This window comes from Desulfovibrio sp., from assembly GCF_035644575.1.
Taxonomy (GTDB): Bacteria; Desulfobacterota; Desulfovibrionia; order Desulfovibrionales; family Desulfovibrionaceae; genus Desulfovibrio.
Genome location: NZ_DASQOG010000068.1, coordinates 1 through 6,958 on the forward strand (window position 1 = coordinate 1; position 6,958 = coordinate 6,958).

Genomic DNA, 6,958 nt, shown 5'->3' on the forward strand with positions numbered 1-6,958 from the left:
CACATCGGGACACATGACCGCGCACGAGGCACAGCCCGTGCATTGGCCTTCCATTTCCATCACTTCATAACCGTGGCGGTTAAAACGGCCCGAAGGCCGGAGGATGTGCACCGGGCAGACTTCCACACACAGGCGGCAGCCTTTGCAGCGCTCTTCCATGAATACAACTCTTGACATTTCAGCTCCTTGGGATTCCACACCCGCTTCTTGAAACAATCAGCGAATAAGCATGGCATCGCCATATGAGAAGAACCGATACCCCCTGCTCACGGCCTCGGCATAAGCGGCAAGCACGCGCTCGCGCCCGGCCAGGGCAGAAACCAGCATGATCAGGGAGGACTCAGGCAGATGAAAGTTTGTCAGCAGGCCGTCAACCACACGGAAGGGCCTGCCGGGGTACAAAAAGATGTCCGTCCAACCGGTAAAGGGCTGCACCCTGCCGCACAATTCAGCCACGCCCTCCATAGAGCGCAGGCTGGTGGTGCCAACGGCAATCACAGGCCGCCCTTCACGCTTGGCCTCGGCAATGGCAAGAGCCGTTGCCTCGGGCATTTCCACATATTCCCTGTGCATGCGATGGCCGCGTATGTCGGCGCTGCGCACAGGGCTGAAGGTGCCGTAACCCACGTACAAGGTTACGTCCGCCCACTGAAAGCCTCTGGCCTTCAGGGTTTCTCGCATTTCGGGGGTAAAGTGCAGCCCCGCCGTGGGCGCGGCCACAGAACCCGTCTTGTCCTCGCGGGAATAAATGGTCTGGTAGCGGCTCAGATCTTCTTCCGCATCTGTCCGTTTGATGTAGGGCGGCAAGGGGATGTGCCCTGTGGCGGCAAAGGCCTTGGAGAGGTCGCCGTCCCAGGCCAGACGCACACGCCGATGCCCGAATTCGCCCGATTCCAGCACGGTCACGCTGATGCCCGCGCCAAATTCAAGCTTTTCACCATCACGAATGCTGCCGCCGGAGCGTATGAGCCCCTCAACCTCGGCACTTGAGCCGCCAAGCTTGTCGGGCCGTGCCCTTTCAAGCACCAGCGGCAGGGGCGTGAGCAGCAGAAACTCCACCTTGCCGCCGGTGGAGCGTGTTCCCAGCAGGCGCGCCTGCAGTACGCGGGAATTGTTGGCTACCAGCAACGCGCCCTCGGGCAGGCAGTCCGGCAGATCGCTGAACTGGTGGTGCTCAAGCTCAAGCGCGCCCTGGCGCGGCATGACCAGCAGACGCGAGTTCCCGCGCTCTTCGGGCGGGAACTGGGCTATCTGCGCTTCAGGCAATGCAAAATTATAACTTTCGAGAAAAAAATCCGCTTCCTCAATGGGCATAATACGTGGGCCTCGTTAATGAACCTCTCGCGCCGTGGGCTTGTCAGCATGCGGCGGAGGCGCTAGTGTACTTGGGTTGCTTCCGGAGCATTTCACGCCGGGAGGAGGAGATTATAGCCATGCGACGCCCGCTTGTCATCCTTGCAGTCACCCTGCTTGCCGCTCTGATGGCGGGCTGTTCGACGATGGAAATCAACAATCCCTTTACCAATGACCCCCTTACGGGCGGCGTTGATACAGGCACAAGCCAACTTTTGGGGGTTTCCACACCCGCCGGAATGCAGCGTTTCCCCACCCATGGCTACCAGACAGCCGGAACCGGAGGCGCGCAAGGGCTTGAAATATTTCGCGGTGATGCCGACATAGGCTTTGCAGCCCAGATCATGTTCACCGGCTTGCAGGGTCAGGGCTGGCATCTGCGCATGGCCCAGCGCAAGGGCATACGCAGCGTATACGTGTACGAACGCGGCTCAACCGTGGCTACGCTGACAATTGAACGGGAAACCATGGGTACCGTGCTTGCCATCTGGGTTGCCGACCGCATGCCCGATGGCGCAACCTTGCCCATGCAGGAAAATACAGGCAACAGCGGCTACGGCGGGGGAAAAAGCGGCAGCGGCGCCTCGTCTGGTTACAGCGAAAGCTCTGGCGGAGGCGGCGGCATGAACTCCTCCCCCAAGCCTGGCTTTACTGAAAGCTGGGGCGGCAACAAGGGCGGTCTCCAGGAGCGAAACCTATGAGCGAAAGCAAAAGTGGTCTGAGCACTCCCTTTGACCAGAGCACCCGTTACGAACGCAAGCGTCTGCATCTTGGCGTGTGCGGTTCTGTGGCCTGCTACAAGGCCGCTGATCTGCTGCGCGCATGGACAGGCTTGGGCATGCATGTTTCCGCCACGCTCACGCCGGGCGCACGCCGCTTTGTGGCTCCCCTGCTCTTTGAATCGCTGGGCGCTGCCCCGGTCTACGAGGACATGTTTTCGCCGGGGCAGGATGTTTTTTCGCATCTTGAACCGGGGCAACACGCGCAGGCCCTGGTGGTGGCTCCGGCATCGGCCGACGCTCTGTTCCGTCTGGCGCACGGCGCGGCGAGCGACATGCTGGCGGCGCAGGCTCTGGCCTTTGACGGGCCAATGGTGATCGCCCCGGCAATGAATCCGCGCATGTGGGCCAACCCTGCCACCCAGGCCAACATTGACATTTTGCGGCAACGCGGGGCGCACATTGTACTCCCGGCATGCGGCGGCACGGCCTGCGGCGAACAGGGCGAGGGCCGTCTTGCCCCCCTGCACGATATTTTTCTGGCGGCCCTGCGCGCGCTTTCGCCGCAGGACATGGCGGGCAAGCGAGTTATGGTCACGCTTGGCCCCACACGCGAGGCATGGGACGGCGTGCGCTTCTGGTCAAATCCTTCCAGCGGCCTCATGGGTGCGGCGCTGGCAGTGGCGGCATGGCTGCGCGGCGCAGAGGTTACTGCCGTCTGCGGCCCCGGCGTACGCGTGCGTTTGCCGCGTGAAATCGTCCGGCACGACGTTGTGAGCGCCCGCGACATGTTTCAGGCCGCAGCCGATGTCTGGCCCGACATGGACATGGGCATGTTCACCGCTGCTGTGGCGGATTTTTCACCTCAACCCTTTGGTTCCCGCAAATTCAAGAAAGCGGACGCGCCGGATGGCCTCACCGTGGCCTTTACGCCCAACCCTGATATTCTGCGCACTCTTTCCGAGGGCCGCAAGCCCGGTCAGAAGGTGCTGGGCTTTGCCGCGGAAACCGCCGCAGACATGCAGGCCCTGCTGCCTCTGGCCCATACCAAGCTCCAGGGCAAAAAGGCCGATGTGCTGGCAGCCAACCGCGTCAACGCCACAGACAGCGGCTTTGGCGCTGCCACCAACTCCATGGCTGTTGTAGATGCAGCCGGACATGAAGAAATCTGGCCCAACCAAAGCAAGGCCGATGTGGCCTGGGAACTGTGTTCATGGCTTTTGCGCTCGTAAACCCCGTCAGCGCGCTCTGGCAGCGCCGGGGGCTTACCACCCTGCTCATGCCCGAAGGCTATGATGCCTTTGCCGCCCCCCAACAGGAGGCGTCTCGCGCTGCATCCGCCAACGCCCACGGCCAGACTCACGCGGCCCAGCCCGCGCGTGAACGCCAGCCCTGGCAGCAAAGTCCGCGACCGGCAAGCCCCGCGCCAAATCGTGAAGCGCAAGCCCAGCGGCGGCCCCACATGTCCACAGGGCCGGATGCTGCCCAGGCTGCCAACAGAACAGCCCCCCATGCCGAAGCCGCCCCTGCCGCAGAGCAGGGCAAGGCCGCCGCGTGGCTGCCCTTGCCTCCCCACGTGTGGCCCGCCCCCTGGCAGGCGCGCCTGAAGCAAACCCGCCCCGGCCCTGTGCTGTGGACATACTGGAATCTTGGCCCCGACCTCTGCGATCCGCAAACCCCGGGCCGGATGGAACGCCGCCAGTTTTTGCAACGCCTGCTGAACGATCTGGGGCATCCCGCAGGTACGCACACATTCTGGCCCTCATGCCTGCCGCCCGACCCCGCAGCATTGCCGCCAGACGTACCGCCCATGTCGGACAATGGCTTTGCAGCCAATGCTGACGTGTTCTGGTCTGGCGCTGCCCAACTCCGCGCCAGAGGCGTGGTGGTCATGGGTTCGGCGGCGGCCAATGCCGTTGCTCTCCCCGGCGGGCTGCGGCCCCCGCAGCAGATACGCCACAGGGGCAAGCTGGTATGGGTTCTCTGGGACGTGGACAATCTGCTCCAGTTCGATCAGCGCTATGCATCCATGCTGGCTCTGCTGCGCGAAGCCCTGCGCCATATTTTGCGGTAAAACCCGCAAGCAGGACGCGTGGGGGTCGCCGCGCGCCACGGCCTGCCCTTCATTGTCGCTCGTGAGCGACCGAGAGGAGATTTTCTTTCCATGTTTATCGCGCTTGGACTCACCTTTCTTGGCATGGCCCTTGGCTTTCTGCTGCGCGGCCAGCCCTGGATTACCTCGCTGACACGCTGCGTTACCCCCGCCATCATGCTGCTGCTTTTTGCTCTGGGCATATCCGTGGGCAGCAACGAATTGCTCATGCAGTCCCTACCCCGGCTTGGCGGCGCTGCCCTGGCCCTCACGGTTGCGGGCATTCTGGGTTCCTTTGCCTGCGTGGCACTGATCCGCCGATTCTTCACCAAAACGCCCACTCCCACAGGGATTTCTCCCCAACAAAAGGCGTCCGATGCTGAGGCACCCAACCATGAAGGGTAGCCTTATCATCCTGTTTTTCTTTTGTTCCGGGGCGTTGCTGGCTCGCGTGGGGTTGATACCCACCTATCTGGTGGAGCACGACTTCACAGTCTATGCCCTGTGGCTGCTCATGCTGCTGGTGGGCATTTCCATCGGTTCAGACCGCAGATTGGGCGAAATTTTACGCACGCTGCGCCCGCGCGTTTTGTTGCTGCCGCTGGCAACCACTGTGGGAACTTTTGCTGGCACGGCGCTCATGAGCCTGTTTCTGACATACAGCGTGAGCGAGTGCATGGCTGTGGGCGCGGGCTTTGCCTATTATTCGCTCTCGTCCATCTTCATTTCGCAATACAAGGGGCCGGAGCTGGGTACTATTGCGCTCATCAGCAATATTGCCCGTGAACTCATCACGTTGCTGCTCACGCCCTTGCTGGCGAAGTATTTTGGCCCGCTCATGCCTATCAGTTGCGGCGGGGCGTCTACCATGGATACGACGTTACCTGTTATTACACGGTATTGCGGCAAGGACTGGATTTTTGTTTCCATTGTGCATGCCATGATACTTGATTTCAGCGTGCCGTTCTGGGTGATTTTCTTTTGTACCCTTTAGAATAGTCACCCCAATGCGGGGGGGGGGTATTGAGCCTGTCAGGCTGATTTACGCAAACCCGACTTTTACGATCTGAATATGTCAGCGCCGGGATTTTGATGCTCACTTACATGAGTACGCTGCGCTCAAAACCCCGGCGCTTCCTTTTCAGCCCGCAAAAAGCGTATTTTGCAAATTCGCCCAACACCAACCATCGCCTCCGCTCTGCTTCGGCGAGTATAAGGAAGGCGACTCCACAACCTGCTTCTGATCACGGGCAATGGGAAAAGGCAATTAAACGCAAAAGAGACAGGAAAGCAGAGGAGGGGTTGGTAGTGGATAAGGTTCGCGTGACGCAAAAATTTTTAATAAGTAATGCGGACAGTGCTTGTTGGCTGAAGCGGAATCTCATCCAAAGCGAAAACGGGCGCTGGCATTTACGCGTCGCGGAGGGAGATCACCTGAGCGAGCGCAGCGAGAGAAGGAAGCTCCCGCAGCACAAGACGCGTGCCCTCGCAATCCCACGGTAATTGAAACCCCAAGGGGGGTGATCCGGGGGGAGTGCAGAGGGGGCGCAGCCCCATACGGAGTATTGGCTTAGCCAATACGACCGGAAATCAGGAGCAGGTCGCGGCTTTGCCGCGCCGTCAGCGACTGATATCCGTGCCTTACCGCTCGGCGGCAACGCCGCCGCAAGCGGCCCAAAGACCGCAGGGCGGGGTTTGGCATCAGAATGGCGGGGCGTAGCCCCATAGCCGGTCCCCTTCCCCCCGCGCCGGGCAGGCGTCCCAAACTTCGCCGGGAGGCAAAATTTCCGTGCCCGAAGGGGGGCCCAATCCCGCCGCAAGGCAAAACAACTTACCAGATTCCTGCCTTGCCAGATCGCTCAAAAGCGCTCACTATGAACGCAAGCCTGAAAACAGACCGTGGAGGAACTGCTCATGGCCCGCATGCGATCTACAAAACAAAAGCTTAAAGAATGCCTTGTCAGCCCGCAGTGGCGCGAGCACCTGGACGAAATCGCCCAGGGCGGCCTTGAAAATGTAGGGCCGCTCTTTTCCTTTCTTCTGCTCGGCCCCCAGACCATGCACCGCGCCGCAGTGGCGCTGGGGCAGATAACGGCGCGCCTGATGCAGGAACAGCCGGAATCGGCCAAGAATATCATCCGCCGCCTCATGTGGCACCTCAATGAAGAATCCGGCAACATCGGATGGGGCATCCCCGAGGCCTTTGCAGAAATCCTCGCTGCCAGCGAATCCCTGGCCAAGGATTTTCACCGCATTCTTATCAGCTACATCATTGATCTTGGCCGCGATGACAACTATTGCGACAACGACACCCTGCGCCGCTCCTGCTACTGGGCCATCGGGCGTCTTGCCCAGGCACGCCCGCAATTGTGCCTGACCGCTCGCCCCTGGCTGCTGAAAGGATTGGAAGACGTGGACACGGTGTGCCAGGGCATGGCCGCATGGGCGCTCTGCCAACTGCCGCCCGACCTCATGGACGCCCCTGCCTTGCGCCGTCTGGCCGAAGCGGGCAACACAGCCCCCTGCGAACTTTTTGACGGCGAAGATGTTTACGAAAAAACCGCCAGCCAGATTGCAGCCGAGGCTCTTGAGGGCAAGCTGAAGTAACGTTCTCCTTGCGAGCAGCCTGCAAGACATAGCTGGCGCTTGCCATAATCAAAACCACCCGCATAGCGGGTGGTTTGCTCTGGCCCTGTAAGGGCCTGTTACCGGCTGCGCCTAAAGACGCTAGCTTTCACTGCGTTCAAGCCCAGTGCCGTTGTCGCTTTGGCTACCCCTTGAAGGGGTCTTGATA

The 6,958-nt window shown here is 60.9% G+C and carries 8 protein-coding genes; 6 read left to right on the forward strand and 2 right to left on the reverse strand.

Annotation, left to right across the window (positions count from 1 at the left end; translation table 11 throughout):
* Together VEZ52_RS03320 and queA are read right to left on the reverse strand one after the other, a co-directional pair.
* Nucleotides 1–177, reverse strand: a 177-nt coding sequence (locus tag VEZ52_RS03320) for a 4Fe-4S binding protein (RefSeq protein WP_324835529.1), incomplete at its 3' end; no start/stop codon positions are given.
* A gap of 39 nt (nt 178–216) precedes the next feature.
* Nucleotides 217–1,314, reverse strand: a complete 1,098-nt coding sequence (gene queA / locus VEZ52_RS03325) for a tRNA preQ1(34) S-adenosylmethionine ribosyltransferase-isomerase QueA (RefSeq protein WP_324835523.1) — start codon at nt 1,312–1,314, stop codon at nt 217–219.
* A gap of 119 nt (nt 1,315–1,433) precedes the next feature.
* On the opposite strand from queA, the gene VEZ52_RS03330 reads away from it, so the two are divergent.
* From VEZ52_RS03330 to VEZ52_RS03355, 6 genes are all read left to right on the forward strand, one after another.
* Nucleotides 1,434–2,054: a hypothetical protein gene (locus VEZ52_RS03330; protein WP_324835524.1), complete on the forward strand. Its 621-nt coding sequence runs from the start codon at nt 1,434–1,436 to the stop codon at nt 2,052–2,054.
* Nucleotides 2,051–3,304 carry a bifunctional phosphopantothenoylcysteine decarboxylase/phosphopantothenate--cysteine ligase CoaBC gene (gene coaBC, locus VEZ52_RS03335; protein ID WP_324835525.1) on the forward strand — a complete coding sequence of 418 codons (1,254 nt, stop codon included), beginning with the start codon at nt 2,051–2,053 and terminating at the stop codon, nt 3,302–3,304. Before VEZ52_RS03330 ends, coaBC begins: the two co-directional genes overlap by 4 nt.
* Entirely contained in the window at nt 3,286–4,146 is an 861-nt protein-coding gene (locus tag VEZ52_RS03340; protein WP_324835526.1) for a hypothetical protein, read from the forward strand. The genes coaBC and VEZ52_RS03340 overlap by 19 nt, the downstream gene beginning before the upstream one ends.
* Nucleotides 4,147–4,236: 90 nt before the next feature.
* Nucleotides 4,237–4,569 (forward strand): LysO family transporter, encoded by a 333-nt coding sequence (locus tag VEZ52_RS03345; protein WP_291443481.1) that lies wholly within the window; start codon nt 4,237–4,239, stop codon nt 4,567–4,569.
* Nucleotides 4,559–5,158: a lysine exporter LysO family protein gene (locus VEZ52_RS03350; protein WP_324835527.1), complete on the forward strand. Its 600-nt coding sequence runs from the start codon at nt 4,559–4,561 to the stop codon at nt 5,156–5,158. The genes VEZ52_RS03345 and VEZ52_RS03350 overlap by 11 nt, the downstream gene beginning before the upstream one ends.
* Nucleotides 5,159–6,078: 920 nt before the next feature.
* On the forward strand, nt 6,079–6,771 hold the full coding sequence (locus tag VEZ52_RS03355) for a DVU0298 family protein (protein ID WP_324835528.1): 693 nt from the start codon (nt 6,079–6,081) through the stop codon (nt 6,769–6,771).
* Nucleotides 6,772–6,958: the final 187 nt, after the last annotated feature.